At 60.5% G+C, this 23,023-nt stretch carries 26 protein-coding genes; 9 read left to right on the top strand and 17 right to left on the bottom strand.

The features are described 5' to 3' along the window. Positions 1 to 163 precede the first annotated feature (163 nt). Complete coding sequence (locus ACMHLQ_RS03200; protein ID WP_415403324.1) at positions 164 to 517, top strand: hypothetical protein; 354 nt, start codon at positions 164 to 166, stop codon at positions 515 to 517. A 282-nt stretch (positions 518 to 799) separates the two neighbouring features. Here ACMHLQ_RS03200 and ACMHLQ_RS03195 read toward each other — a convergent pair whose 3' ends face one another. Both ACMHLQ_RS03195 and ACMHLQ_RS03190 read right to left on the bottom strand, forming a co-directional pair. After that, complete coding sequence (locus ACMHLQ_RS03195; protein WP_415403323.1) at positions 800 to 1,984, bottom strand: benzoate/H(+) symporter BenE family transporter; 1,185 nt, start codon at positions 1,982 to 1,984, stop codon at positions 800 to 802. 149 nt (positions 1,985 to 2,133) lie between these two features. Next, positions 2,134 to 2,898 (bottom strand): DeoR/GlpR family DNA-binding transcription regulator, encoded by a 765-nt coding sequence (locus tag ACMHLQ_RS03190; protein ID WP_415403322.1) that lies wholly within the window; start codon positions 2,896 to 2,898, stop codon positions 2,134 to 2,136. Positions 2,899 to 2,965: 67 nt separating this feature from the next. Between ACMHLQ_RS03190 and ACMHLQ_RS03185 the strand changes: the two genes are divergently transcribed. Beyond that, positions 2,966 to 3,565, top strand: coding sequence for an NUDIX domain-containing protein (locus tag ACMHLQ_RS03185; protein ID WP_415403320.1), 600 nt, complete (start codon positions 2,966 to 2,968; stop codon positions 3,563 to 3,565). Here ACMHLQ_RS03185 and ACMHLQ_RS03180 read toward each other — a convergent pair. Beyond that, positions 3,555 to 3,998: a RidA family protein gene (locus tag ACMHLQ_RS03180; RefSeq protein WP_415403319.1), complete on the bottom strand. Its 444-nt coding sequence runs from the start codon at positions 3,996 to 3,998 to the stop codon at positions 3,555 to 3,557. The genes ACMHLQ_RS03185 and ACMHLQ_RS03180 overlap by 11 nt on opposite strands. A gap of 60 nt (positions 3,999 to 4,058) precedes the next feature. Then, positions 4,059 to 4,691 carry a LysE family translocator gene (locus ACMHLQ_RS03175; RefSeq protein WP_415403318.1) on the bottom strand — a complete coding sequence of 211 codons (633 nt, stop codon included), beginning with the start codon at positions 4,689 to 4,691 and terminating at the stop codon, positions 4,059 to 4,061. 177 nt (positions 4,692 to 4,868) lie between these two features. Here ACMHLQ_RS03175 and ACMHLQ_RS03170 point away from each other — a divergent pair, with 177 nt between their 5' ends. Beyond that, on the top strand, positions 4,869 to 5,168 hold the full coding sequence (locus ACMHLQ_RS03170) for a winged helix-turn-helix transcriptional regulator (RefSeq protein ID WP_415403317.1): 300 nt from the start codon (positions 4,869 to 4,871) through the stop codon (positions 5,166 to 5,168). Here ACMHLQ_RS03170 and ACMHLQ_RS03165 read toward each other — a convergent pair. Continuing rightward, positions 5,152 to 6,030: a DMT family transporter gene (locus ACMHLQ_RS03165; protein WP_415403316.1), complete on the bottom strand. Its 879-nt coding sequence runs from the start codon at positions 6,028 to 6,030 to the stop codon at positions 5,152 to 5,154. The genes ACMHLQ_RS03170 and ACMHLQ_RS03165 overlap by 17 nt on opposite strands. 70 nt (positions 6,031 to 6,100) lie before the next feature. Here ACMHLQ_RS03165 and ACMHLQ_RS03160 point away from each other — a divergent pair, with 70 nt between their 5' ends. The 3 genes from ACMHLQ_RS03160 (at position 6,101) to ACMHLQ_RS03150 (ending at position 8,504) form a co-directional block, all read left to right on the top strand. Then, positions 6,101 to 6,580, top strand: coding sequence for an OsmC family protein (locus ACMHLQ_RS03160; protein WP_415403315.1), 480 nt, complete (start codon positions 6,101 to 6,103; stop codon positions 6,578 to 6,580). A gap of 170 nt (positions 6,581 to 6,750) precedes the next feature. Then, positions 6,751 to 7,653 carry a DMT family transporter gene (locus ACMHLQ_RS03155; RefSeq protein ID WP_415403314.1) on the top strand — a complete coding sequence of 301 codons (903 nt, stop codon included), beginning with the start codon at positions 6,751 to 6,753 and terminating at the stop codon, positions 7,651 to 7,653. Then, a complete protein-coding gene (locus ACMHLQ_RS03150; RefSeq protein ID WP_415403313.1) occupies positions 7,650 to 8,504 on the top strand; it encodes a DMT family transporter in 855 nt (284 codons plus the stop codon). The genes ACMHLQ_RS03155 and ACMHLQ_RS03150 overlap by 4 nt, the downstream gene beginning before the upstream one ends. A gap of 8 nt (positions 8,505 to 8,512) precedes the next feature. Here the strand turns inward: ACMHLQ_RS03150 and ACMHLQ_RS03145 are convergent, their stop codons facing one another. Further along, positions 8,513 to 9,856, bottom strand: a complete 1,344-nt coding sequence (locus ACMHLQ_RS03145; RefSeq protein WP_415403312.1) for a CoA transferase — start codon at positions 9,854 to 9,856, stop codon at positions 8,513 to 8,515. 477 nt (positions 9,857 to 10,333) lie between these two features. On the opposite strand from ACMHLQ_RS03145, the gene ACMHLQ_RS03140 reads away from it, so the two are divergent. Then, entirely contained in the window at positions 10,334 to 11,062 is a 729-nt protein-coding gene (locus ACMHLQ_RS03140) for a citrate/2-methylcitrate synthase (RefSeq protein WP_415403311.1), read from the top strand. Here the strand turns inward: ACMHLQ_RS03140 and ACMHLQ_RS03135 are convergent. Beyond that, positions 11,059 to 11,925 carry a LysR substrate-binding domain-containing protein gene (locus tag ACMHLQ_RS03135; protein ID WP_415403310.1) on the bottom strand — a complete coding sequence of 289 codons (867 nt, stop codon included), beginning with the start codon at positions 11,923 to 11,925 and terminating at the stop codon, positions 11,059 to 11,061. The two genes, ACMHLQ_RS03140 and ACMHLQ_RS03135, sit on opposite strands and share 4 nt — an antisense overlap. Positions 11,926 to 12,036: 111 nt before the next feature. On the opposite strand from ACMHLQ_RS03135, the gene ACMHLQ_RS03130 reads away from it, so the two are divergent. Then, entirely contained in the window at positions 12,037 to 12,897 is an 861-nt protein-coding gene (locus ACMHLQ_RS03130; RefSeq protein WP_415403309.1) for a DMT family transporter, read from the top strand. A 67-nt stretch (positions 12,898 to 12,964) separates the two neighbouring features. Here the strand turns inward: ACMHLQ_RS03130 and ACMHLQ_RS03125 are convergent, their stop codons facing one another. The 8 genes from ACMHLQ_RS03125 to ACMHLQ_RS03090 all read right to left on the bottom strand — a co-directional run bounded on the left by ACMHLQ_RS03125 (position 12,965) and on the right by ACMHLQ_RS03090 (position 20,010). Continuing rightward, positions 12,965 to 13,429, bottom strand: a complete 465-nt coding sequence (locus ACMHLQ_RS03125; RefSeq protein ID WP_415403308.1) for a DMT family transporter — start codon at positions 13,427 to 13,429, stop codon at positions 12,965 to 12,967. 6 nt (positions 13,430 to 13,435) lie between these two features. After that, on the bottom strand, positions 13,436 to 13,993 hold the full coding sequence (locus ACMHLQ_RS03120) for a GNAT family N-acetyltransferase (RefSeq protein WP_415403306.1): 558 nt from the start codon (positions 13,991 to 13,993) through the stop codon (positions 13,436 to 13,438). Further along, complete coding sequence (locus ACMHLQ_RS03115; RefSeq protein WP_415403305.1) at positions 13,966 to 14,454, bottom strand: helix-turn-helix domain-containing protein; 489 nt, start codon at positions 14,452 to 14,454, stop codon at positions 13,966 to 13,968. The genes ACMHLQ_RS03120 and ACMHLQ_RS03115 overlap by 28 nt, the downstream gene beginning before the upstream one ends. 337 nt (positions 14,455 to 14,791) lie before the next feature. Continuing rightward, the gene (locus tag ACMHLQ_RS03110; protein ID WP_415403304.1) at positions 14,792 to 15,796 is read right to left on the bottom strand and encodes an endonuclease/exonuclease/phosphatase family protein; all 1,005 of its coding nucleotides are present in this window, start codon (positions 15,794 to 15,796) and stop codon (positions 14,792 to 14,794) included. Continuing rightward, positions 15,793 to 16,842 (bottom strand): sn-glycerol-3-phosphate import ATP-binding protein UgpC, encoded by a 1,050-nt coding sequence (locus tag ACMHLQ_RS03105; RefSeq protein WP_415403303.1) that lies wholly within the window; start codon positions 16,840 to 16,842, stop codon positions 15,793 to 15,795. Before ACMHLQ_RS03105 ends, ACMHLQ_RS03110 begins: the two co-directional genes overlap by 4 nt. Positions 16,843 to 16,854: 12 nt before the next feature. Continuing rightward, positions 16,855 to 17,748 (bottom strand): ABC transporter permease subunit, encoded by an 894-nt coding sequence (locus ACMHLQ_RS03100; RefSeq protein WP_415403302.1) that lies wholly within the window; start codon positions 17,746 to 17,748, stop codon positions 16,855 to 16,857. 8 nt (positions 17,749 to 17,756) lie between these two features. Beyond that, entirely contained in the window at positions 17,757 to 18,638 is an 882-nt protein-coding gene (locus tag ACMHLQ_RS03095; RefSeq protein ID WP_415403301.1) for an ABC transporter permease subunit, read from the bottom strand. A gap of 73 nt (positions 18,639 to 18,711) precedes the next feature. Next, complete coding sequence (locus ACMHLQ_RS03090; RefSeq protein ID WP_415403300.1) at positions 18,712 to 20,010, bottom strand: extracellular solute-binding protein; 1,299 nt, start codon at positions 20,008 to 20,010, stop codon at positions 18,712 to 18,714. Between the two features lie 220 nt (positions 20,011 to 20,230). Between ACMHLQ_RS03090 and ACMHLQ_RS03085 the strand changes: the two genes are divergently transcribed. Then, positions 20,231 to 21,256, top strand: coding sequence for a LacI family DNA-binding transcriptional regulator (locus tag ACMHLQ_RS03085; RefSeq protein WP_415403299.1), 1,026 nt, complete (start codon positions 20,231 to 20,233; stop codon positions 21,254 to 21,256). Between the two features lie 7 nt (positions 21,257 to 21,263). On the opposite strand, the gene ACMHLQ_RS03080 is transcribed toward ACMHLQ_RS03085, so the two are convergent. Continuing rightward, a complete protein-coding gene (locus tag ACMHLQ_RS03080) occupies positions 21,264 to 21,656 on the bottom strand; it encodes a response regulator (protein ID WP_415403298.1) in 393 nt (130 codons plus the stop codon). Between the two features lie 117 nt (positions 21,657 to 21,773). Continuing rightward, on the bottom strand, positions 21,774 to 22,937 hold the full coding sequence (locus ACMHLQ_RS03075) for a sensor histidine kinase (protein WP_415403297.1): 1,164 nt from the start codon (positions 22,935 to 22,937) through the stop codon (positions 21,774 to 21,776). Between the last annotated feature and the right edge of the window lie 86 nt (positions 22,938 to 23,023).

The following is a 23,023-nucleotide window of genomic DNA, read 5'->3' as shown; positions in this document are numbered from 1 at the left end:
CGACAACAGCGGCAGGTTTTGATTAACTCGAGCAGGTGACTTAGCTTTTGCTAGGCATGCGTAAAGAGGACGAGCCAAGCCATGCAGGTTCTGATCGGTACAGCCGTTCAGAACCTGCAACAATCAGTTCTTCCGTCTAACGAAAGCCGGACAGGAGGTGGCCATGAAGTTGATTGCTGGAGCGACCATGAACGCCAGATTCGAAAACCTCATTTCCCAAGCACAATCGGGGAAAAGCACGGAATGGATTTCCGAAGCTGAGCTGCTTGCTTTCAATGATTACCTTGCAACGCGTGGAATTGGCGTTTCTCGAATGGGAGTGTTACGTGCGGAAGGTGGGACTGTACGGCGAAACTTCGGTTACGGCATCTTGCCTGCCCCATTAGGCGACGAGCCAGAGCACTGGCTCAATCATTTCGATCCTCAGCGTTCGGCTGAATATGTTCGCGAAACTGTAAGATATGCGAAGGAAGACGGTGCCTTGTTCAACTACAAGGTTTGGGCAGAGCAACCTTAGAAGCGTCGAAAAGCTCAGCTGAACACGCATACGTTTCTGCCCTGCCAACCGAAAGCCGCCTTTCGCGCAGCTGCAGCGAAAGCCCGCATCGTCGAGCCGGCTGTGAGTTCCATTCGTTCGAGATCTTGCACTTGCAGCGAATGGTGGCTCTGACGGGCCGCGCCGCAGCACCGGATGGCACGTCCAAGGTCGGGAGTGGGCCGTCCCCGTCCAGCGACGGTTTCGTCAAAGTGGGGGTGCTGTGCTCTGTGCAAGCGTCTGGATTTGCAGAAGTGAGGCGGGCTAGGGCTGCATACGTTGTTTCGCTGCCGTCTTTGATAACCAGATGACCACGCCTACGATAATCCCCCAAAACGCTCCGCTTACGCCGAAAAGCGTCATACCGCTGCCCGCAACCAAAAACGTGAGCGCTGGCGCTTCCAACTGGCTGGGTTCACTGAAGGCGGCCGAAACGGAGCCGACCAAGGCGGGGATAAGCGCAAGGCCTGCCACCGCAGTGATCAGCGCGAGTGGAGCAAGGCTGGCCAATGATGTGACAAGTGCAGCGGCAAAGGCCAGAAACACGTAAACGACCCCGGATGTGATCGCAGCCCAGTAACGTGTTGCGGGATCGCGGCCAGCATCCTCACCGGCCATCATAGCCGCTGTGATTGCGGACATATTGACCGGTATCGATCCGAACGGAGCAAAGGCGAGACTGACAAGGCCAGTGTTGCGGACCAAGGGTTGTCGTTCCACCGGATAGCCATGCAGTTCAAGCACAGTAAAGCCGGGGATGTTTTGCCCCGCCATTGTCACGAGGTAGAGCGGCAAGGCGATGGAAAAGAATGACTGGACTGTAAAGACCGGCGCGACGGGCGCAAAGGCAGGCAACCACGCCATGTCGGATTGAGGTCCGCTGCCCGACAGGTCGACGGCGAAATAGAGAACCAATAGAAACGCAAGCACGGCGAACGGCATTGCGGCCAGCCTGTTCCACAGCAATCCAGCCAGCCAGGCGACCAGCACTGGCAGAAACAGCAAGGGAATGCTGCCAAGCGCGAGCGCAGGCGCCAGGCAGAGTTTGAGCAGGACACCTGCCAGAAGCCCGTTTGCGATGGGTTTTGGGATCGCGGCAACGATTCGTCCGAGCGCGGGAATGAGCCCGGTTACAGCGATCAAGCCAGCGCAACATATCAGAGCCCCGACCGCCTCGCCAAATCCGCCGGGCAGGGCGACTGTTGCCGCTAGAAAGGCGGCCCCCGGTGTGGACCACGCCACAGCGGCCGGAATGCGGGTGACGGCAGGCAGCCAGATGCTGCAAATCCCCATTCCGAGTGTGGCAAAAAACAGTCCTGTGGCAGCTTGTTCATCGCTGGCCCCCATCGCTGTCAACCCTGCCAGCACAATTGCGAAGGATGCCGAATATCCCACGAAAGCGGCGAGTAACCCCATGGAAATCGCTGATATCTGAAGGTCGCGGAACATTGATTAAGTCGCCTTACATAAGTTCGAAATACATTCCCAGAGTGCCGCGGAGTCTCCCGAGCGGTCACTGATTATCGCACAGTAGAAGACCCTTTCGCCCTGCGTTGCAATCATCGCGGCAGCTTGCAGCAGACGCCTGGCGCGCGCATCTACGCGGTCACCGGTGCGTGTATCTCGCAGCCAAGGTGGCCGAACAAGTTGTTGGCTTTTGAGTGCGCTTCTTCCGCGACAATGAGACCATCAACGTCCGCCCAGCCTGCAACCTCAAAGCCGGATACGGCACCAAATTTTTCTGATGAGGCGAGAATGATAGCGGCACCCGACCTCGCAATGATGGCGCGCTTGACCTCTGCATCCTCGCTTTGGCCAGTGGTGATGCCCTGTTCGGGGTGCAGACCGGTCGCACCGATGAAACAGATGTCAGGGCGATAGCGATCCAGCCATGCGATCGTCGCCGCGCCGTGCGTGACAACCGAATGACGCGAAAGCCTGCCTCCCACGATTTCCACCTCCAGACTTTCGTGGTCGAGCAATTCCATCGCAATGCCGGGGCTGTGCGTGATGATCGTTGCACTTAAGCGCTGCGGAATGCTGCGAACCAGTTGCAGCGCGGTCGTGCCCCCGTCCACAAAAACCACTTGTCCTGGTTCAATCATCGCCGCAGCGCGTTTGCCAATCTCAGCTTTCTCCGGCGTGGCGATGCCAATCCTGCGTGGAAACGGCGCATTTGCGGCCGCGACCGGTACGGCACCTCCGTGGACGCGCTTCAAATGGCCGTCCTTGGCCAGTTCGCGCAGATCTCGTCTGATGGTGTCCTCTGAAACCTGAAGTTCACGGCTCACACCCTTGGCAATGACGCTGCCTGTTTGGGAAAGAATGGAAAGAAGATGTGTCTTCCGCTCATGACTCAGCATTGCACGACTTTTCTTGACTCTGCACGTTTTTGCACGATGCGCGTATGGACGTGAGGGGGCAAGTGAGATGAGCGAAACGGGTGTCTACCGAGAGGTTTCAAGCCAAGTTCTTGCAGACGATTGGGGTGTCCTGACCAAATTTGAATACGAGCTGCGCCGCCGCAACGGAGAGTGGCAACGCCAGACGCGTGAGACCTATGATCGAGGCAACGGGGCAACCTGCCTTCTGCACAATCCCGACACAGACCATGTCCTGCTGACACGGCAGTTTCGACTTCCCGTGTTTCTGAATGGCGGGCTGACCTCGCTCATCGAAACGCCCGCCGGATTGTTGGACGGTGCCGATGCCGAGGAACGGATGCGCGCCGAATTGATCGAAGAAACCGGCTTCCAGATAGAGACGCTGACCCATCTATACGATGTCTATATGAGCCCCGGTTCAGTGACCGAGTATCTGGCCTTTTTCAAAGGTGAATACCGCGTGGATGATCAAACTGGCGAGGGTGGCGGATCACATGAGGAAGGTGAGGATATTGAGGTTTTGCAAGTCCCACTGACCGAAGCCATGCAAATGATCGCGGACGGTGGCATTCGCGATGCGAAGACGATCATTTTGCTGCAACATCTGATGATCGCGCAACTGCAAGGCACATCATTCACAAGCTGATTTGGTGCATCTCGATAGCGTTTCCGGGGCGCTCGAAACGATCGAGAGGGATCTCCGCGATACAGGTCATTTCAACCATCAATCCGGGGTCATAAAGGGCCGAAACCTCAAGCGTTGTGGTCACGGGAAAAGGCGCGTTGAAATGGGCGGCGCGTATGTCGCCGCATTGCATAAAGGCCTGAATGTCCGTGGTGAATTGCTGGATTGAGACGATGTCGCTCATCCGCCCGCCCGCCGCAGCGAGGATGGCCGCGACGTTCTCGAGCACCTGGCGCACCTGCGCCCGCATATCGTCTTCGCCGACAATCGTGCCGCGGGGGTCCAGCGCGACCTGTCCTTTGACATAAATGGTGTAACCGGGTCCCCCGACAACGGCTTGGGAAAACGCACCAAAGGGTTGCCAGATGTCGGGCGGGTTAAAGCTATGGGCCATGGCTGTGTTCCTGTCTGCGAAAAGGGGGATGGTTGGTATCTGTCTGCCTGCGATTCAAGGCTAGCCATGGCGGCGGGCGGCAAAACCGGCGGATGCCTCCGCCACGATCTTCGCCCCCAACGCGATAAAGATCACGCCGATTGCGCGGTTGATCAGCTGCCCATAGCGGATGAAACACCGACGGATTGCGGGCAACCCTGTCCAGAACACCACCAATGCCGTCGCCAGGACAAAACCGCAGAATGCCGCCGTCACCAGCAAGACGGCGTTGCCAAACACCAGATCGTCCTCAAACCGGCTGAGCACGGCGGCAAACATTGCCATTGCGAAAGGGTAGGCCTTTGGGTTGGTGATCCCGAAAATGAGGCCGCTGCGCCAAGGGTTCATGACAAGAGGCGCCGCCGCAGTTTGGGATGAGGTCAACGCGCGTCCCCCCAAATAGATCAGGTACATCCCACACACCACGCCCAGTGCATGGAACAGCATGGGCCCCACGTAAGAGGTTCCGATGAGTGCGGCGATGGCCAGACTTGCCCAAAACAGATCGCCCACAAGGTGGCTGGTCAGAAACTTGCCGCAGGCCCCGCGCCCTGTCGTTGCCGAGAGGTTAAGAGCGGCCAATGTGGCGGGGCCGGGGATCAAGACATAGGACATGCCAGCCAAAAAGGTTGCAATGAAGATGTCGAACAGCATGCGCAAAACTCCCACAGGGCAGATGCTTTGGAAGGTCAATGACAACGATACGGATAAACGCTACCTTTAGGATAGCGTGTATTGCTACGTAAACGGTAGCGCAAGGAGACGTCTTTGACCACCAAAATTCCCTTGCCCGGAGAGCCGGTGCGCGGCTCAAAAACAGGGAGGCCGGTGATGGCGCTCTTTGACCTGTTGGGGCGCAGCTGGGCCCAGGGTGTCATCTGGCAACTTGCCCCCGCACCGCTGACATTTCGCAAACTGCAGGAAGCCTGCGATGACGTGTCGCCAACCGTGTTGAACAGGCGGCTGAAAGAGCTGCGCGAGGCGGGCATCGTGGACCATCACGGCCAGGGATATGGGCTGACACCACTGGGTCAGGACCTTTTTCAGCAGATGAAGCCGCTCGATGCGTTTTCCCACCGATGGGCAGAGGCAATGCAGGCGAAGGCGGCCGCTTCTACCCCGTCAAAATAACAACGATGCCCAGGAATGATGCGACCGCGCCCAGTGTGCTGCGCATGGTCGGCCGTCTACGGTACTTGATCCACAATACGGGCAACACCAAAACCGGCGACAACGACCCCAGAACCGAGGCAACTGCCGCCTCCATATGCGCCAGCGCATAGAGCAAGAGGGACGAACACAAGACATAGCCCAAGAGGCCCGGAAACGCTGTTTGGGCAATCAGCCGTGCCGAGATAGGTGTGCCCGTCCGCAACCGCGCACCGATCATTGCACCTGCCAGTGTCACCAGCACCGCCGCCCCCGACAGGCGCAATGAGGTGACAGCAAGCGGGTCGGCACCGGCCTCCAACGCCGGTTTGACCACCAAAAACCCAATACTTTGACTGATCGTGGCCAGCAGGCCAAGCGCGATGACCTGCCACAAAGGGGCGCTGTTCCCGGCTTCCTGCTGATCTGGCGCGATGGCCAGAACAATGCCTGCCATGACGATCAATGCCCCGATTGCGTCGCGCAGGTCCGGCAGCTCTTCGAACCAGAGATAAGCAATCAGGCCGATGCACAACGGTTTCAGCGATACCAGCAATTCGGCCCGCCGCGGCCCACCAAGGCGCAAACAGCCGACCATCGCGATGTTGCCGACGACAATGCCAATGACCGAACTGACGACATAGGCGGGCCACTGTCCGGGATCGACGCTGGCCCATAGGCCAAACAGGCTGCTCAGCGCGATCGCCGTTACAGCACAGATCACCAACTGTATGCGCGTGAAATCAAACGTCCCCAAAAGCCGCGCGGGCCGCTCTGCAAAGACGATGCCCGTGGCCCATCCAAGCGACGCCAAAAGGGCGGCACCCCCAGCCAAAACCGACATCCCGAATTTCCTGTTGCTACACGATGAGTAGCAATACTATACGTGCTACATAAAAAGTAGCAACCGTGTAATGACGAGGAACAAGATGGCACAGGGCACCCATGAAGCGACAGTTGAATGGTCGATCGACGGCGGGGAATTCACCAAGGGCAAGTACACCCGCGCGCACCTCTGGCGCTTTGATGGCGGGGCGCGCATCCCGGCCTCTGCCTCGCCTCAGGTGGTGCCCGTGCCCTATTCGGATCCCGGTTCTGTCGACCCCGAGGAAGCCTTTGTCGCTGCCATAGCGTCGTGTCACATGCTGTGGTTCCTCAGCCTTGCACAGCGGCAGGGTCACACCGTCCTGACCTATCATGATGAGGCCCAGGGACGCCTGGAACGAACCGAGGCGGGGACGTATTGGGTCAGCACGGTCACGCTGCGACCCAAGACGCAGTGGTCTGGTGCGCGGCCAGATCCTGACGCATTGGCGCGTCTCCATGCGGGGGCGCATGCGCAGTGCTACATCGCCAATTCGGTCAAGACCGAGATTCGTATTCAGCCGGAATAGACATGGGCAACGGATCAAATTGACATGCTGGTTGAGGCACTACCAAACCTAGCGTTGGCCTGGTCCATCCAAGCGTTCGGTGCGCTGTCTTCGGGACCAAGCGCCGCCTTTGTGCTTGGGATCGCCTGTGCCGGGCTTCAGTTGCCGTCGACCGCCACATGATCGTGCACATGACAAAACTGCGCATCGCGGCCGCCATCATCCTGTCGGTTCTGTCCTGGGCCGTGACCTTTCCGATGATCACCTTTGCGGTGGCGCATCTCGACCCGATCCCCTTGGCGGCCGTGCGCTTTGCATGCGCTGGGCTCGTGTGCCTGATCTGGCTGTTTGCGACGCAGGCAAAGGTCCCAAAGCGACAGGATTTCGGCACGCTTCTGCTGTTTGGGATGACAGGCACCTTCCTCTACAATGTTCTGCTGAATACCGGGCAGCGCACGATTTCACCGGGTGCGGCGAGTTTCATCATCGGGACGGTGCCCATTCTGACGATGCTGCTGTCCTGGGGGCTGCGCAAAGAGCGTATTGGCAAGCGGGTGTGGTTCGGGGCGGGCGTGTCGCTATGTGGGCTGGCCTGTATCGCGACCGTACAACCGGGGGGCGTGGCGCTTGGCTCAGGCGCCAGTCTGGCCTTTGGGGCAGCACTCTCATCCGCGGTCTTTTTCATGGTGCAGCAGCCCCTGGTGCGCAGCTACGGCGCGCTGACATGCACGGCATACGCGGTGATCATCGGCGGTGTCTTACTGCTGCCTTGGCTTGGAACAGGCGTGCGCCAGATTCTCGCAGAACCAGCCGCCACCTTGCGTATTCTATTGCCGGTGATCGTGTTCATGGCGCTCTTTTCCGCGTTTCTGGCGCATGCGTCTTGGGCTTACGTGGTGGCCCAGCTTGGGCCATCGGTCGCGGCGCGCTTTCTCTACCTCACGCCGCCGACAGCCTTGATGCTCGAAGTCGTCTGGACCCGCGCCTGGCCCGGCAGCCTGACCATTATCGGGGGCGCATTGGCCATCATCGGCGTTGTTCTCGCCTCGCTGCCGCGCAGTGTCTCCGCGACGGTCAAAGGAGACTTGCCATGACGCGCCTCGCCCCGGTTCTGTTCGTTGTCCTGTGGGCGTCTGGCTTTGTCGGGGCGCAGGCGGGGATGCCCTATGCAGAGCCCGGCACCTTCCTGTCACTCCGGTTCGCCTTTGCCTTTGCGGTACTCGCTGCCCTGTCATGGGTGATGCGGGCGGAACGATTATCGCGACAACAGACCCTGTCTGCCTTCCTGATCGGGATGCTGGTGCACGGAGTCTATCTCACTGGCATCTTTTGGGCGGTACGACATGGGATGCCGTCGGCGGTGGCGGCAGTGGTGGTTGGGCTGCAACCGCTGCTGACTGCCCTGTTGGCGGCCTGGTTCTTGGGCGAGCCGATGACACGGCGGCATGGGGCAGGCCTTGTTCTGGGCTTTGTCGGCGTCGTCCTGGTGCTTGCGCCCAAGCTGGATGTGACCGGATCCGGGATCAACGGCACCACGGTCGCTGCGGTCCTGATATCCTGTGTGGCCATCGCCTGCGGCACGGTGCTGCAACGGGCCGTGGGAGGCAGCACAGACCTGCGATCAGGAACGGCGGTACAGTATCTTGGCGGCCTGGTACCGCCGGCCATTCTGATGCTGTTCGAGACCCGCGTGGTGATCTGGAGCGGTGAACTGGTCTTTGCCTTTGTCTGGCTTGTCTTCGTGCTCTCGATCTCGGCTGTCATGCTCTTGATGTGGCTCATCAATCGCGGATCCGTCACGCAGGTCGGCGCGCTGTTTTTCATGGTGCCGGGTGTCGCAGCGGCGATGAGTTGGGTGATATACGGCGATGCGCTTGGCGGCGTTCAGCTGTGCGGGATGGCGACGACAGCCGTCGCCATCTGGCTTGTGCAGCGCAAGGCGTGACGCCGAGTTCAGACCATGCGCGTCCATTGCGCAGGGTCTACACGCAATTGGCCCGCTGGGGTGCGCCAATTGGGCGGCATATCGTCCACAAGGATCGGAAAACGCAACCGCTGTGCAGGGCCCCACGGCGTCCGCTCAGGTGTCGGGTCAAGGTCAGCGGGCGTTTCGGGATCAAGCGTGTCTTCAGGGCTTTGCACTCTGCCAGACGCCAGCAAAGCCGCCGTGCGCGCCAGCGAAAGCCGGGCCGAGCGAACAGCACCGGTCGCGCCCTTCACCCGCAAGGCACGCAAAACAGCAGCAGCCATCAGGTAGCCCGTGGCATGATCCAGCGCCTGAACGGGCAGGGGGCTGGGCACGTCCATATCGCCGCGGGCCAATCCTTCGGCGGCAATGCCGCTGCTCATCTGTATCAGGCTGTCAAACCCGCGTCGGCCGGCCCACGGGCCCGTCCACCCATAGGCGCACAGACTGACATCGATTAGATCCGGGTTTAGAGCGCGCCGGGCGTGCGCGCCATATCCCATCCGATCCAGTGCATCCGGGCGGTAACCGTGGACCACAACATCGGCATCGCGCATCAGGCCCTCGAACACCGACCGATCCGCCATCTTGCGCAGATCGAGGCCCGCACGGCGTTTGCCCACCGTCACCTCTGGCTCTACCCCCGGCTCATGCCAGTCCGGGGGATCAATACGCAGGACATTCGCACCGAAACCCGCTAGCAGGCGCGTCGCAACCGGCCCCGCCAACACGCGGGTCAGATCAAGAACGCGCAAGCCATCCAGCGTTTGAGGAACGCGCTTTGTCGCTTCTGCGGTGTCCTGCCATGAGATCAGTGGCTCACGGGCTACTGCACGGCCCTGGGGATGCGTGGCCCACGCAGCGCGGCTCTGCAAGGCAGCCGCGCAACCGGATGCGGCAACGATGGCTGTTTCCAGGTCTTCCGCGCGCCAGCCTGCGATGGTTTGCGCGACGGCGGTCTTGTTGGGCGCACAGTCCAATACGGAAAGAGCGGCAGCACGGTGATGCGGGGCATTGGTATGCAGCTTGATCCAACCGTCTCGCGCCCGGTAGTCCCCGGCAATGTCATCCCACGGATTGGGCAAGGTCCAGCCCTCCGGGCGCAATGTCATGCCAAACCAGAATTGCGCCAAACGACGATCGACCTGGACCTGCCGCGCCCCCATGAGCGCGCCCAGTTCCCGGGCCGCAGCGGCAATGCTGTCGGCGGCCAGACCGGCCACATCAAAATACGAGGGCAGGGCACCTCTGCCGGTGAAATGCACCTCTGGTGCCGCATCCATGCCGTGGCCCAATGCCTCGGCAATCTGTTCGGAAAAGCCTGTGATCATCTAACGGGTCTCCTGTGCTCAGCACGTGGTAGAGCGCCATTGACCTCCGCTCAATCTTGATAAAGATAATCAACATATGAGGGACACGGATTGGATCGATGCCAAGACCGCTTGCCAGCTTTTGGGCGTCAGGCCGCAGACGCTTTATGCTTATGTGAGCCGGGGTTTCTTGCAGGTCACAAGCGATCCCGACGACCCGCGCCGCAGCCTCTACGCCAAACTCGACGTGGACCAATTGGCACAAAAGCACAGGCGTCCGCGTGCGCGCAGCGATGTGGCGGCACAGGCGATCCGCTGGGGCGATCCCGTTCTCAAGACGTCGATTTCCGGTGTGCGCGACGGGGTGCTGTGGTTCGGCCATCGACAGGCAACGGAGTGTGCCGCGCAAATGAGCCTTGAAGAGGTGGCCGCGCATCATTGCAAAGCGCACGTGGCTGCCCCCGCAGTGTCCGAACCCTGTCAGAGGGGGCGCACCACTTGCAAAACGCCTTGGCGTTTCTGGCCCGCCGCGCAGCCCATGACCCGCCAGGGATCGACCAGGATCGCGACGCTTTGGCCGCAGCGGGGGGCGCTTTGTTGTCCGACACGGTCAATGCAATGTTTGGCCTGTCCACAAACGCCCCTATCCATCTTCGGATCGGCCGGGCATGGGGGCTGGATGCGCAAGCCACGGACACGCTGCGCCGGTCGCTGGTGCTGATAAGCGATCACGAGCTCAACCCCTCAACCTTTGCGGTGCGTGTCTGCGCGTCAACCGGGGCCAGCCTGTCGGCGGCCTTGCTGGCGGGGCTCACCACCCTGTCCGGGCCGCGCCATGGCGGGGTCGCGGGCAATGCGTGTAAAACGATAGAGGCAGAGATCGCAGGCGATGCCACCTTTCTGCGCCAGGCGCGGGCAGCCCCCTATATGCATGGGTTCGGGCATCCGCTTTACCCCGCGGGGGATGTCCGGGCGTCCTGCCTGTTGGACGCTTTGGGGCCAGACGCACCCGCGTTGCAGCACGTCGCGGCCATCGCAGACAGGTGGGACATGCGCCCCAACATAGACGCGGCTTTGGCCGCATTCACACTGACAACAGATTTGCCCCGCGACGCGGGTTTTGTCATCTTTGCCGTCGGACGGCTTGCGGGCTGGTGTGCCCATGCGATTGAGCAGTTCGAAACCAAGGAGCTGATCCGCCCGAGGGCAGATTTCACACCCGACTAGCGAACTGCGCCGGCAGATTTGTGCAGCCAATCGACAAAACGCTGGGAAAGGCCGGTCTGGCGTGCGCTTTGATGGATCACATAGGCACCCAGCAAAACCTCGGGGCTGTCCGGCAGCGGGCAAAGGTGCCCATTGGCAAGATCGTCGGCGATCATGAACTCGGACGTCAGCACCATCCCAAGGCCTGCAATGGCAGCGCGCAATGCTGCGTCATCCAGATCGACCCGGGTTGCCATCTGCAATTTCGCCGCCCCGAGCCCTGCGCCTTTGCGCCAAAGCGTCCAGTCCCAATTGTCCTGCGTGGCCTGAATGGCTGGATAGTCCTCGACACGATGTGACCCCGTCAAAAGCGCGGGTGACACATAGGGGCGGCAGATGTCCTGAAACAGCACCTGTGATCCGTCGGGGATGCGGCTCTGACTGAAGTACTGGATTGAGACATCGGCATCCGGGTCAGGTTTGCTGTCAATTGAATGGGTTGTTTCCACGCGGACGCGGGCGGCCGGATTGCGCGCCTGAAAGTCCTGAAGTCTTGGAATGAGCCACCTCGTGGCAAAGGACAGACTGACATGTACACGCAACTCGTTGGCGTCGCGCCTGATCCGGTCAATCACGCCGTGCAGCAGATCCGATCCGGGGGATCCTTCGCGAAAGAGTTGTTGGCCCACAGGGGTCAAATCTATCGAGTTGTTGGCACGCCGCAGCAACTGCACACCAAGCCCATCCTCGAGGATGCGCACCTGATGACTGACCGCGCCAGGCGTCACGTGCAGGACCTCTGCTGCGCGTTTGATGCTGCCATGCTCGGCCACGAGCAGAAAGACCCGGACGGCATTCAGCGATATGTCTAGAGAGTTCTGCATCAAAATTTCTACTCCAGAGACAGCCATACTGGTTTGAGATCAGTTTCATAGTCTGATCTTGGAACAGGTATGGCTAATGCAAAATCTCACTCATCCGAACAAAAAAGCTATTTGCCAGAGATCCTGTGGGTGTTGATCAGTACGGGCCTTTTCGCCTTGATTTTTGCCGCCGCCAAGTTTGCAGATGGTGCTGTGGGCACGTTCCAGATCCTGTTTCTGCGCTATATCGGCTCTACGGCGGTCGTGGTGGTGATTGCGCGGTGGTCGAGACCACTGCGCGCGTATCGCAGCCAGACACCGGGATTGCACCTGATCCGCGCCGCTTTCGGCTGTCTTGCGGCGGCGTCCATTACATGGGCCTCGGCGCATATGCCGCTTGCCGACGCTTCCGCGATCGGAATGCTCTATGGGGTGTTCGCCGTCGCGCTTGGCGTTGTCTTGCTGGGCGAACGTATTGGCAGAAGTCAGGCTGTTGCCGTCTTGATCTCGCTGGCGGGTGCGACTGTCTTGATGATGGGCAAAGGCGCCTTTCAAACGGGTCTGGTGATTGTTCCCGCACTGATCGCACTGCTCAGCGCGATGCTGATGGCAAGCGAAGGGTATCTGATCCGGGTTCTCAGTCAGCGCGACAGCGCGGTGACCATGATGCTCTATATCGGGATGTTTGGCATCGGCTTGATGGCAGTCCCCGCTTACTATGAATGGCAACCCATCGGGGCCGGGGTCTATCTGATGTGCTTTGCGCTGGGGCCGCTGGCTGTGCTGGCGCAATACTGCACGATCCGGGGATATCGCTCGGCACCGCTGTCAGTGGTGGGGCCTGTGGATTATTCTTGGCTGCTCTTCGCGATTGTTATCGGATGGGTCTCCTTCGGGGAACGCCCCGGTGGAACCGTCATACTTGGTGGAGGGTGTATCATCTTGGGCGGCATCATATTGTGTCGGCGGCAAAAGGTTCCGCCAACGCGCTGACCGCTCTGCCAGGACGACATGTTTCATGGAGCGCCATACAGGATCTGTCATGCGCCCGAATGATCCTTCAGTGCTCTTGCGCCATCGCCAGTATGGCCACACCCAGGATCACCATGCCCAACCCAATAGCCGTCCCCAAAGAGAACGGCCGCTGTTTCAGGCCGAAGGCCCCAAAGTGATCATAGGCCGCAGCGCCCATCAGGTTGCCGGTCACGACGATAACCAGAAACAGTGTCACACCCAGGACCGGGATGCTCTGCATTGAGATCATGACATGCAGGGCTCCGAAGATGCCGCCCAGCCACACCCAAAGCGGCAACCCCGCAAGTGCCACGAACGTCAGGGACCGAAAACTCCCGCTCGCCAAGGCGAGGATGCCGGACACAAGTGTTGCGCTGAGAAAAGCCATGAAAACGGCCAGCAGATAGTCACGGCCCAGCCCCTCTGACAGCCGCGCATAGATCGGGCCCTGCGCTGCAACCAACACACCGCCCAGCAGGGCCAGCAGGCCATGGATCAACACCCCGGGCATCGCCGCTCAGACATATCGGTACATATGCGTGGTCGGATGGCGCCGACCGCCGTCGGGATCGTAGGCAAAGTCCGGAATGACGCCCGCCTCTGTGAAACCGACACCGCGGTACAGCGCCTCGGAAACGTCGCCAGTGCGCGTATCCAATGTGATCAGCGTCTTGCCTGCCTCTTTGGCCGCTTCCAGTGCGGCGCGCATCAACGCGGTGCCGACACCGCGTCGCCTGCCGCTGGGATGTACAATCATCTTTGAAATCTCGGCGCAGTGTCGTTGATTGGGGGGCATCGCCAGAACCAGTTGAACCGTGCCCACCAGACGACCTCCAACGAAAGCACCAAAGAGATGTGTGCGACCTGTGTCGACCGCGCCTCTTACATCAGTGTCCCAGAAAGCAGTGGCGTCCGCACTGCACAGCGGCGCCATAAAGCTGATCGCAGCACCTTCTGCAACGCTGTCAATCAGGATGGTGCAGAGCGCAGAAAGATGCGTATCCAGATCCGCAGCACCAAGGCGGGCGATTGCGACCTCTGCCGGGGTCATTTCAGGGCGATCACATAGGTGCACGGGGCGTCGCCCGTTCGAAACCGGGTCTCGCCAAACAGAACGTAGCGCAGGCAATCGCCCTTGTGCAGCGCGTTGGGCCTGCCTTCGACGGCTATCTCGATCTGGCCCGACAGGACATAGACATGGTGTTCCTGGCCCGGGATCGCGGGGGCGGTGTATGTGATCTCCTGATTTGGCTCAATCGTGCCCTCAATCAGCTCGACGGCAAGCGGCCCATTGGACGGCGACACGCTCCGACGCTCAAAGCCATGTTCCGGATCGCGCCAGATCGCTTGATCCGCACGCGGGATGACGGGCTGAAACACCTGCTCCATCGGGGCCAACAGGCGCGATATCGGCACAGCATAGACTGCCGCCAACCGCCCAAGCGTCTCCGCTGTCGGGCTGACTTCCGAGTTTTCGATGCGCGACAGGGTGGCCCGGCTGATCCCGCTTTTGTCGGCAAGCGCGGCAAGCGTCATCTGATGCTGCGCGCGCAAGCTCGACAGATGCTCAGCGAGCCGTGTTGAGTTTGGTATATCTGTGATTCCCATAACTGAGAAAATTCCCATAAACGGGCGGAACGTCAAGAGGAAACTTCCGTGATTTCGGTTGGCGTAAAAGGGCCGGAACATTGCGACAATGCATCGCTGGCAAGTACCTGACGTGATGCTTTTGCGCCCCGAGCCGTGCGCGCGTCTCGTCCAGTGCCTGCAAACCCGCATCCGTATCCCACGGCAGCAACGGTTCAATGCCGTGTGCAGGCACCGAGTCTTCGCTCTAAATCCAGATATGTCCGTGCGGATCTGCGGGGCGTGCCTACGCCGTTGGCATGGCCACGCGCGCCCAGATGCAGTCGTGATCCGACAGTGGCGTGCCATCGGGTGCCACGGCCGCCAGAACCCGGCTGTCGTCATGCGTCAACCCGCGCTGGCAGAACCAGTCGAGCTTCATCTTGCGGGTCGGGTGCGGAGTGATCAGGCTGGGCCGGGTCGTCATCCCCTCGGGCGTGAACGCCCAGTCATAGCCGCGCCTGCGCGCCAGATCGAAAAGGGTGTCCGCGCGCCAGTCAAAATCCGGGGGCACGTGATTGCCGGTGTTGAGGTCGCCGCCGATCAGAACCGGCATGTCACCGCAAAACGCCTGCACCTCGTCCAGCAACCGTTCGAATTCGGCGTGCCGATGGGCTGCGCCCGCATTGCTCTCCAGATGGGTGGACACGACACAAAGCGGTCCGGACTCCGTTGTCACCACGGCGGCCACGGCCATGCGCCCGCCCACGCGCGGTTGGCCCGTGTCCCCGGCACCCTCGGCCAGAAACCAGTGGCCTTTCCGGTCCAGCCGGATCAGCGCCAGTTTCTCGAACGGGGTCGCGGACAGGATGCCATTGCCATGCCAGCCGCTCTGATTGAAATCATCCTTGCAAAAGTGGCGCTCGGTCGGTCCCCCGAGGTCCATTTCGTAAAACTCGACTCCGTAGGCGTAGTGCATGCCCAGGGCCTCTGCCATGGCTTGGGTGGTGTTGCGCTGCGCGGTGCGGGCCATGCCGCTGTCCATCTCGCTCAGCAGGATGACGGCGGGGGTGTGCGGGCGCAGGAAGTCGGCGCTTTGCTCGGGAAACAAGCCACGCTCAAGGTTCCAGGCCGCGACGTTGAAACGGGCGGGCAAGTGGTGCGCCGCACCGGGTCCACCGACCTCCAGCGCGGTCATGGCCGGGATGTCGCGCATCAACGCGGCATGCGCCTCAGGGGTGCGCGGTGCGGCCAGAATGGCGGCGCGCTGCGCATCGGTCACATCAGGCAACCGATCAACAATGGGGGTCACAACCGGCGTCCCGCCTCGGTGTCAAAGAAATGGACAGCACCCGGTTTCAGCGCCAGTTGCACCGGCCCCGTGGCCGCCGGTTCGTCCTTGGCAATGCTCACCGAAAAGGGCTGACCGCTCAGCGTACCATGGAGCAGGCGATGCGCGCCCAACTCCTCGATGATCTGCACGTCAAAGGGCAGGGGGCCGGAGGCGTCGATGGCCACGTCTTCGGGGCGGATGCCCACCAGAACCTTGCCGCTTGTGGGCGGCGGTGCGGCCCCGTTGAGCGTCAGCCCGCCATTCAGGGTCGCCTGTGTGCCGTCGCTTGACCCTTCAAAGATGTTCATCGGCGGCGCGCCCATGAAACTCGCCACAAAGGTCGAGGCAGGCTTGCCGTAAATCTCGGCCGGTGTGCCGATCTGTTCGATCCTGCCCGCATTCAACACGATGATGCGGTCGGCCATGGTCATCGCTTCGACCTGATCGTGGGTCACATACATCGACGTGGTGCCCAGGCGGCGCTGCAACGCGCGGATTTCGATGCGCATCTGGTTGCGCAGCTTGGCGTCGAGGTTGGAGAGCGGTTCGTCAAACAGGAACAGGTCGGGCGAGCGCACGATGGCGCGGCCCATCGCGACGCGCTGACGCTGACCGCCCGACAACTGGCTGGGCCGCCGGTCAAGAAATTCGGTGAGGTTCAGCATCTTGGCCGCATCCTCGACCTTGGCCGCGATTTCGGATTTGGGCAGGCCCCGGTTCTTCAGCCCGTAGCCCATGTTTTTGGCAACTGTCATGTGGGGATAAAGCGCGTAGTTCTGGAACACCATTGCGATGTTGCGATTGGCGGGGTCCACATCATTGACGCGCCGATCGCCGATGGACAGGCTGCCATCGGTGATCTCTTCGAGCCCCGCAACCATGCGCAGCAGCGTGGACTTGCCGCAGCCCGACGGGCCCACCAGCACCACCAATTCGCCGTCGGGAATGGTAAAGCTGCACGGCTCCACCGCTTCGACGCCGTTGGGGTAGACCTTGCGCACCCCTTCCAATGTGACTTGTGCCATCTGGGTGGCTCCTTACTTGTCGGATTCTGTGAGGCCCTTGACGAACCAGCTTTGGAAAAAGATCACCACGAGGACGGGCGGGATCATCGCCAGCACCGCCAGCATGTTGGCCCGGCCGAATTCAGGCAGGGTGGATGCATCAAGCACCTGCGTGATCTGCTTGATCCCGCGCACAAGGGTGAACATGGATTCTTCGGTCGTGATCATCGTGGGCCAGAGATACTGGTTCCAGCCGAACACGAACATGATGATGAACATCGCCGCGATCATGGTGCGGGACAGGGGCACGAGGATGTCGATGAAGAACTTGACGGGCCCGGCCCCGTCGATGCGCGCGGCCTCGACCAGTTCCTCAGGGACCGACATAAAGAACTGTCGGAAAAAGAACGTGGCCGTGGCCGAGGCCACAAGCGGGACAATCAGCCCGGTATAGGTGTTGATCAGGCCCATGCCCTGAATGACCTCGTAAGAGGGCAGGATACGCACCTCAAGCGGCAGCAGCAGCGTGGTAAAGATCATCCAGAACGCAAAAGTGGCAAAGCGCAGGCGGAAGTAAACGATGGCATAGGCGGCCATCATGCCCACGATGATCTTGCCCACGGCAAAACCGATGCCAAGGATGAACGAGTTCTGCATCATCAACAGGCCTGTCAGCTCACCCGAAAACCCCTTGCCCGTGACAAGCGCGGATTCGAGGTTGTTCATGAACTGATCGTCGATGGCCAGATGCAGACCGTCGCGCGCCAGCGTCGTATCCTCCAGCGTGGTCGACAGGATCAGCATCGCCACGGGCAGCGTCATCAGCAGCGATCCGATGATCAGCACCGCATGATCCGTCACAACGCCCCATTTGATCGGTTTGCGTGCGCGGGTCTTTGGCGTGTCGGTTGCGATCAAATCAGCCATGGCGCACCTCAGGTATAGTGAATCCGGCGCTCAAGCAGCCGGAATTGAAAGACGGTCAGGGCGAGGACCAGTACCATCAGGATCACAGATTGGGCCGACGATCCGCCGAGGTCATTGCCGCGGAACCCGTCCACATAGACCTTGTAGACAAGGGTCATCGGGTTGTTGCCCGGTTCACCCTTCACCAGCGTGTCGATGATGCCGAACGTGTCAAACAGCGCGTAGGTGATGTTGATGATCAGCAGGAAAAACGCCGTAGGTGCCAGCAGGGGAAAGGTCACATCCCAGAACCGGCCCGAGGCCGAGGCGTTGTCGATCAACGCCGCCTCGCGCACCGCGCGGGGGATGGATTGCAGACCCGACAGGAAAAAGATGAAGTTGACGGGCACCTGTTTCCACACGGCCACGACAACCATGGCCGTGGTGGTATCGCCGTAATTCACGCCCAGTTTGTAATCCCAGCCGAACATCTGCGCGAATTGGGTCAGCGGCCCATTGGACTGATCGAACATCAGGATGCCCATGAACCCGGCGACGGGTGGGGCGACCGCATAGACCCACATCAACAGGGTGCGGTAAGTCTTGGCCCCGCGGATCACATTGTCGGCCTTGACCGCCAGCAACAGCGCAAAGCTGAGGGAAAAGAAGGTGACAAGGGCAGTGTAGTAGACGGTGAACCACGCCACCTTGCGGTATTCGGACGACCCGAGCAGGTCGGTGTAATTGTCGACACCCACAAAGGTGGAGCCAAAACCGAACGGGTCCTGCAAAAAGAACGAGGACTGGATCGCGTAGCCCGCAGGCCAGTAGAAAAAGACCGCGATGATGGTGAGCTGTGGCACCAGCAACAAGATCGGCAGCCATGGTTGGGCAAAGCCTGCGCGTTTCACCTGTTGTCCCCTTTGGTATGCATAACAAAAATCAGGCGGCCCGCGTGGGGCCGCCTGACAGTCTGATCAAGGCTTAGCCCTGGGTCTTGGCGAAACGGGCCAGCAGCGTGTTGGCCTCTTCCTGGATGGTGGCAAATGCGTCATCCACCGATGTCTCACCGGTCAGGATGCGGCCATATTCGCGGTTCATCACGTCACGGATCTGCACGTAGAAACCCATACGGTAGCCCTTGGTGTAGTCACCGGCCGGCAGCTTCAGCTGCTTGATGCCGATTTCAGCCGCAGGCTTTTCATCGTAGTAACCTTCACCCTTGGCCAGCTCATAGGCGGCTTCGGTGATCGGCACATAACCGGTTTCCTTGTGCCACATCAGCTGGACCTGGGGCGACGCCATGTACTCAAAGAACCGGGCGGTCGCTTCGTTCTCTTCCGTCGGCTGGCCGGACATCGCAAACAGGGCCGCACCACCGATAAAGGTCTGCGTCGGCTCGGTTGTCACGCTTTCCCAATAGGGCAGCAGGGTGGCCGAGAAGGGGAAGGCAGCCTTTTGCTGCAAACCGCCAAACGAACCAGACGACCCAAGCCACATGGCAACCTTGCCATCCTCAAACGGCTTGGCATTGTCGCCCCAGCCGGTGCCGAACCATTCGAAATACCCGTCGTTCTGCCATTCGGTCAGCGCGGTGAAATGCGCCTTGATCGCGGGGTGGTCGACCATGATCTCGGTCTCGCCGTCACCATAGCCGTTGTCATTGGTGGCGAACTGGATGTTGTGGCGGGAAAAGAAGTTCTCGGTAAAGATCCAGGGCAGGTGGGACTGCGACAGCGGCGTATAACCGGCTTCCTTCAGCGCGGGCGCCGTGACGGATGCAAATTCTTCCCATGTCTTGGGGGCAGTCACACCGGCGGCGGCCAGCGCGTCTTCGTTGTAATACATGATGGGGGTGGACGAGTTGAACGGCATCCCGATCATCTTGCCATCGGCATCGGCGTAGAAATAGCGCACACCGGCGATGTAGTCGTTGATGTCAAAGGGCACACCGGCTTCGGCCAGCAGATCCTCGACCGGGATAACCGCACCCTTGGCGCCGATCACGGTGGCCGCACCGGCGTCAAACACCTGCATGATGTTGGGCTGTTCGCCTGCGCGGAAGGCGGCGATGCCAGCGGTCAGCGTCTCTTCGTAGGTGCCTTTGAAAACAGGCGTGATCTTGTAGTCGTCCTGGCTGGCGTTGAAATCATTGGCGATCTGGTTGACGGTTTCGCCCAACTGACCCCCCATGGCATGCCACCAGGTAATTTCGGTTTCAGCAAAGGCCGCGCTGGCCGTCAGGCCGAACGTGGCTGTCACAGCAATCTTCAGAATATTCATGTCTTTCTCCATGCCAAATGGTTGCGCAAAATGCGCGATAGCAAGCATACGGCCCCGACGGTGCCGGATGCGGTTTGGGCGAAATATGAGCGCCAAGATGTTCACGCCGAAACCTTCGCAGAAGAAGGGATGGACGCGGTTGATTCTTGATATGCACACGTGTTCACATACCGCAAAAAGTAATGAAAATAAATGACAAGTATATGACGCCGGACACGCTATGACCGACCATGCCGACCCACCCGACAAGTTGACCCGCCGTCCCAGACGGGTGACGGCGCAGGATGTGGCGACGGCGGCAGGCGTGTCACGCTCGGCCGTGTCGCGCGCCTTCACACCGGGCAGCTACCTCAACGAGGCCAAGCGCGCACGGGTTCTCGAGACGGCATTCCGGATCGGTTACCGCCCCAATGCGCTGGCCGCCAGCCTGCAGGGCAAGCCCACTCAGCTGGTGGCCGTCATCGTCGGTGATCTGCGCAATCAATACGATGCCGAATTCATGGCGGCCCTCGTCTCGGCGCTGCGGCGTGCGCAAAAATGGCCGCTGGTCCTTGCAGGGCAGGACGCCGGCAGCGAACGCGAAATCCTTGCGGTGCTGCGCTTTCCACTTGATGCGCTGATCATTCGGGGCGGCAGCGTCAGCCCCAACGTGATCCAGACCTGCGAAAAGCTGAGCATCCCGATGATCTATACCGGGCGCGCGGTGCGGGGTGGCAAAATCGACAGCATCTATTGCGACAACAAGACGGGCATGGGGATGGCCGTTGATCTGTTGATTGCGAAAGGGCGGCGTGCATTCGGCTATCTGGGCGGGCCCGCCGATTGGTCATCCGAGACGGAGCGGTTGGACGGGGTGGTTCATCACCTCGCCAATCATGGTCTTTCGCTCGTCGCCCATGGCAACGCGGATTACACGTTCGAAGGCGGTGCGCACCTGGCGGCGCAGATGTTGCGGGCCAATGACCTCGATGCCCTGATCTGTGCAAATGACGCGATGGCGCTGGGGGCCTTGTCCCATGCGCGTCATGCGTTGGGACTGGCCGTGCCCGAGGCCCTGTCCATCATCGGGTTTGACGATGTCGCGATGGCGCAATGGGCCGAATTCAGGCTGACGACATTGCGCAATCCGGTCGATGAAACGGTGGGGCACATCCTGCGGCTGCTGGACCAGCGGATCGACAATCCGGCGAAAACGGGCGAGCGGGTCAGGATCGCGCCGATCCTGATGGCGCGCGATACGCATTAGGCCGTGTTCAGGTGGGCACGGGCACTTCCAAGGTCGGCTCTCCGAGCGTGACATGGGCAACCATTGTGGTCAGTTCCCTGATGTCCACCGGTTTGCGCAGCACGAGGCGCGCGTTGCGCGACATCCCGAACAGTTCCCCCTTGGGAAACAACCCGCTGCCGGTCATGTAGATCACGTCGGCATCGGGTGCGGAATAGACCGCGTAATTCGCCACATCTGTGGACAGCCCGCCCTGGATCATCAGGTCGAGCAACAGAACATCCGGAGTGCACCGACGCAGCGCCGACATGGCCTGGTCGTTGTCCGAAGCGACATGAACGTCGTGGCCCGCATCCTCAAGCGCTTCCGAGAAGACATATTGCAGACCTGGATCATCTTCCAACAACAACACAACAGCCATAAGAAATACTCCGAACCAAAGACTGCATATCGTGTAGTTCGGTATGTTGAATGAAGGCTTAATGGTGCGCCCCAAATCGTGAACATTTGGTCAACTATTTTATGACGGCGTTAAGGTTTATGCGTCCACGAAGGTGATGTTGAAGGTGGCGCCGCTGTCTCCGTCAGACTGGGCGGTGATGGTCCAACCGTGACGACGGCAGACCTCGCGACACGTGGCCAAACCGATGCCCGAACCTTCGATCTGCTTGTTCAGGCGGCGGAACGGCAGGAATATCGCCTCGCTGGCGCTGGGGCTGAACCCCGCGCCATTGTCCGAGATCGACAGCAGCGGCCCGCCCTGAGGCGTATGTTCCAGCGTGATCGTCAAAACCAAGGGGCGTTCGGGATGGCGGTACTTCAACGCGTTGCCCAGAACATTGTTAACCAACATGCGCAACAGGGCAGGTTCCGCCATCACCGGCCAGCCATCGCCTTCGATGACGACCTCGGCACCCACGGCATCAATGGCCACCTGCAAATCGTCGATGGCGATGTCGAGGAAGGGACGTATCTCAACAGGTTCCTTGACCAGATCAGCCGACGCACTGCGGGCATGTTCCAGAAAATCGGTGGTCAAATCGTCCATCTGCACAACGGCGCGCGACATGTAAGACAGGTATTCCGTCGCCTTCTCGGGCAGGCCCGTGCCAAATTTCGTCTCGAACATCTGCAACAGGCCGGACAGCGTGTTGAGCGGGGTGCGCAGATCATGCGAGGCGGCGTGGGCAAAGGCCTCGGTCGCGATCATCACCTGGTGCAGGGCCTCGTATTGCGCCTCCAACTTGTGCAGCTTGTTGCGGGTTTCGATCCGGCGTTCGTTCATCACCGACAGGGCATCGGCCGTCGCCTTCAGATGATCCTGCGTCAGCTGATAGATCGGTGCGTTATTGGCGGCAGAGCGCAACAGCGACATGTGAAAATCCGTACCGGACGGGGTCCGGCCGGTGCGGGCCGTCTTCATCACGAAGGTTGCGGTGCCACGCGCCGCCCCCTCGCGCAGTTGCAGGCCCAACCCCTTGGATGTGGGCAGGATAAGTTTGGAAAAGGCCATGCCCCGCATCTCTGCCGGATCGGCCACCGTTTCAGGACAGTAAAGCCGCTCGGCCCGCCTGTTGCACACCAGAATGCGCCCGTTCACATCGAGCAGGAACGAGGCCTGGGGCAAGGCCAGGAATGCGGCACTCAGTACCCCCTCATCCACGTCCGCCCCAACAGGCAGCAGCGCAAGCGTTTGCGCCACATCGCGTGACCTTTTCTGGGGAAGGGGGGCATGGGTCATTCTGGAAACACCTGTCAACACACTGCAACAGGCGCAGTTATAAGAAC

Origin of the sequence: Tateyamaria algicola (assembly GCF_047715485.1) — a bacterium.
Taxonomy (GTDB): Bacteria; Pseudomonadota; Alphaproteobacteria; order Rhodobacterales; family Rhodobacteraceae; genus Tateyamaria.
The sequence above is the reverse complement of the archived record's forward strand: the minus strand, read 5'-3'. Positions and strand labels throughout refer to the sequence as shown.